This window comes from Candidatus Methylarchaceae archaeon HK02M2 (assembly GCA_024256165.1).
Taxonomy (GTDB): Archaea; Thermoproteota; Nitrososphaeria; order Nitrososphaerales; family JACAEJ01; genus HK02M2.
Genome location: JAKLZG010000086.1, coordinates 1 through 3,488, shown reverse-complemented (window position 1 = coordinate 3,488; position 3,488 = coordinate 1). Strand labels below are relative to the sequence as shown.

General features: G+C 34.1%; 4 protein-coding genes. All 4 read right to left on the bottom strand.

Translation table 11 applies throughout. The features are described 5' to 3' along the window. Window positions 1-251 precede the first annotated feature (251 nt). Entirely contained in the window at window positions 252-638 is a 387-nt protein-coding gene (locus L6N96_06685; protein ID MCP8323842.1) for a hypothetical protein, read from the bottom strand. 116 nt (window positions 639-754) lie between these two features. Further along, on the bottom strand, window positions 755-1,798 hold the full coding sequence (locus tag L6N96_06680; GenBank protein MCP8323841.1) for a phosphate uptake regulator PhoU: 1,044 nt from the start codon (window positions 1,796-1,798) through the stop codon (window positions 755-757). A gap of 115 nt (window positions 1,799-1,913) precedes the next feature. Beyond that, window positions 1,914-2,750 (bottom strand): protoheme IX farnesyltransferase, encoded by an 837-nt coding sequence (locus L6N96_06675; protein ID MCP8323840.1) that lies wholly within the window; start codon window positions 2,748-2,750, stop codon window positions 1,914-1,916. A gap of 172 nt (window positions 2,751-2,922) precedes the next feature. Further along, complete coding sequence (locus L6N96_06670) at window positions 2,923-3,366, bottom strand: GNAT family N-acetyltransferase (protein ID MCP8323839.1); 444 nt, start codon at window positions 3,364-3,366, stop codon at window positions 2,923-2,925. Window positions 3,367-3,488: the final 122 nt, after the last annotated feature.

Here is a 3,488-nt window from a genome sequence, read left to right as displayed (position 1 = left end):
TCCTAGCCTTTAAAACTAAATTACTCCCAAGTGGATAATGATGTATCTCCCAAGCAGAGCCTCCTATACACTTGCCCCTTGCGTGGAACTCATGAACTTCGACAATGCCTGACTCTATGTCTGCCATTGCAATTATCTTTTGATAAGGAGAAATCCATTTAACATCAGAATACTTCTCGATAAGATCATTTCTAGTTAACAGAACAAATCACCATAGTAAAATAAGATGAATTCAGGAATATAATATCTTTTCACTTTTTTTCGGTAATTACACTCGGCGTTTCAGTTACCATCTCTGGAGCCTCTATTTCTACCCACATCCTATTTGATTTTTGGAGAGATAGTGCAAGTTTCAAAGTTTCGATCCATGACTTATAAACAATAACTTTCATACCAACTTTAAAATTTCCTTCTATCATCTTGTCTTTTGCTATTCGTATAATGCCCTTTCCTTCGTCTTTTTGGGCAGTCTGCATAACTTTGGCTCTAATTTGAGCCTCACTTAATATTTCCCCAAAAATATCGATCTCATCACCCGGTTTTACACCAATGTATGTCATAGTAGCCTGATCAACCCTTACAATGCCTATATCCCCCCTAACTGTCTCAGCAATGATTAATTGTGCTCTACCACTCAAATGTAATCATTTTACTCATTATGAAAATCTGTAATATAAACGCATTCTTCATATTTTACTTATTACTATTTACTAAATATAAAAAGAAAACAGCAGTTTATTATATAGTTATAAGATCAATATATTTCACAAATCTTACTCGATTTCTCAAGGACTCTGTTTATTGCTATTTGGGCTATTTCTGAGCCTAACTCCGCTATCCTTCTAATGTCATATATAATTAATCTTAAACGACATGCTACATATGCTTCAACTTCGCAACAAAGAACTTTTTCAATCAATCTTTCTTCTTCAGGTTTGATGATCTGCTTATATTCCTTAACTGCTTCATTGGCAAGTTTTATATTGCTTTTTGATATGCTCGTTATAGCATTATAACATATGTTAGAGGCTAAATTATTTAATTTCTCGATCTCATTAATTAGCGATTCATCAATTTTATTTATATGATTTTCAATACCCAGCAAATTTCTTGCGATTAAGTCCGCCCAATCAGCAATCCTCTCGAGATATTGTGCAATAACTCTATAATCTAAAACCATTAAAGGACTAGGGCCTTTTTTCCCAGTCATCTTTTCTTGTTCCATAAAACATAGTAGCCGAAGTATAAGGTAGTAAATTGTATCTGCCTCATTTTCACGGTTTATTACTTCCCTTGCTAACTCTAAATCACCATCGACAAGCGCTTTGATAGCTTCCTTTTGCATTAGAGAAGAAATTATGTATAATCTTAAGATTGCTCTATTTATCGGGAATTTTGTTGGATCTATAGAGCATTGAAGAATGACTTGATTTGGGGTTTCTTCTATAATACCTAATCCCATAAGTTTTGGCAAAATACCTCGTATCTCATTAAGATGGGAATTATTTAAACGCAAGGGGGCTACAACTCTTATCACGTCACGGCCTAGAATGTAATTCCCTACTATGATCCTTTCTAACATTCCCTCCTCTTCACATAACTTTGAATTAACGATAACCTCTTCAACCTTAACTTGCTTTTCAGCTAAGGTACTTGGAATCAACTTCAGAGAGCCGTCATCTTGGGACGTGATAAAAACCAAATCGCCTGGTTTAATGTCAGCCTTCTTCGCCCAATCACTTGGTAATGAGACAGCTAACGAAGAATGTCCAACTCTTTGAACTTTTCGACCTTCCATATGTATTCACATCATTTACCGATATATCATAGTTATTATTTTAAGATATTGGTATATATTAAAATATGATATTATTATTATACTGTTAATTTTAATAACTCAATTCTTATTATTGTTAAAAAATGGCCAAAAGGAATAATCCGCCTATATAGGGAGCTGAGAATTTATATATATACCAACCTATTCGAGCAGTAGGACGAAAAACGGCACTTATATTTAAGAAGATAAGTATAGTATTAAGTATACTTGAACCAATCAAATAAACTAATCCATAATAACCTAGAAAGAACATTAGAATCGATGTAAAACTAAGGGCGATTGATAATATAAAAATAAGCCAATATGCTTTTTTTCTACCAATCATTAAAGGTAACATTGGGATATTAACTTTTTGATAATCCTTAGCGAAAGTTGTCGCTAAACTCCAAAGGTGAAGTGGTCCCCAAAGCATTACAAGGAAACTCATTAGTAATCCTTGGAAATCAAGTGTTCCTCTACCGATTATCCAACCCAACCATACAGGAGTAGCAATAGCAGGGGCTGTGGCAAAAACATTTAGAATGCTCTTCCTTTTAAGAAATAGCGTATACACTATAATATAGCTAAATAGACCTAAAAATAAGAAGAAGATAGGAAGATTGCCTAAAAAGGAAATCAGTATAAACGAGATAAAAATCAATAGTATACCAAACACGAGAGCATCTCTTGCTTTTATCTTTCTCGAGGGGATTGGTCTACGCTTTGTTCGAGCCATAATTTGATCGATGTCTCGATCTATGTGACTGTTAAGGGCATTTGAGCCAGCTACTGATATAAAAACCGATAGGGCACCTAATAGACTTTCTATTTTTAATTCCCCTGATCTACTTATAAATAGAGATAAAATGTAGAGAGAAAGAACAGCAAAAGTGATTCTGGGTTTTATAAGCTGCCAGTATGCTGTAGTCTCCATTCGATATTCCCATCCTTCATATGCGTTTATTTCGGTATTGCTTGACGTTTATGCTAGCATAGTTTATAAATTTAAGATTTTAAAATTATGCTAATAGTATTTGAAAATGGATGGGGTAGTTCATTTAAAGCTTCTATCAAACTTTATAATTTTGTAAAGTCTATAGCTCAGTTTAAATAGCTATAGACTTTTTTACCTTTTTTTCTACTTGTACTATTGGTGTATCTACTTCTACCAAATCTGAGTTATAAGAAGGCATTAAAGCTAAGATATTATGCCATTCCTTGATAATTCTTTGCACAAGAATATTGACAAAGCCTTTTCCTCTGTAGGGTTGAGCGATTTCCAACGCATTGAGAGCTTTAGGGTGTGGCATGTTAGCCCAATTATCTATGATTGCAAAGCCAACTATTTTATTTTTTTCGACTAATACTAAGATTTCAGCTCCTTCTTTTAGCTTTTTTCTGAATATCTTCCTCAGCTCTAACTTTCCCTTCTCACCGGAAGACTTGATCCATGTAAAACCTTCTGTTATATCAAGAGCTTGAAGTTCTGAGACCGTTAGTTTTTTAATTATTAGTTCTTTATTGTCTGTTTTCCACATTTGTTCATTCACAGCTCCAATTCACCTTTTATTTTGTTACATGCTCTGTAATCTTTTCTTCTACGGTTACTCTTGGTACCTCGACCTCTACCTCTTCTAAAGCCGCCTTACCATAGAATGCATCTACAGCACCT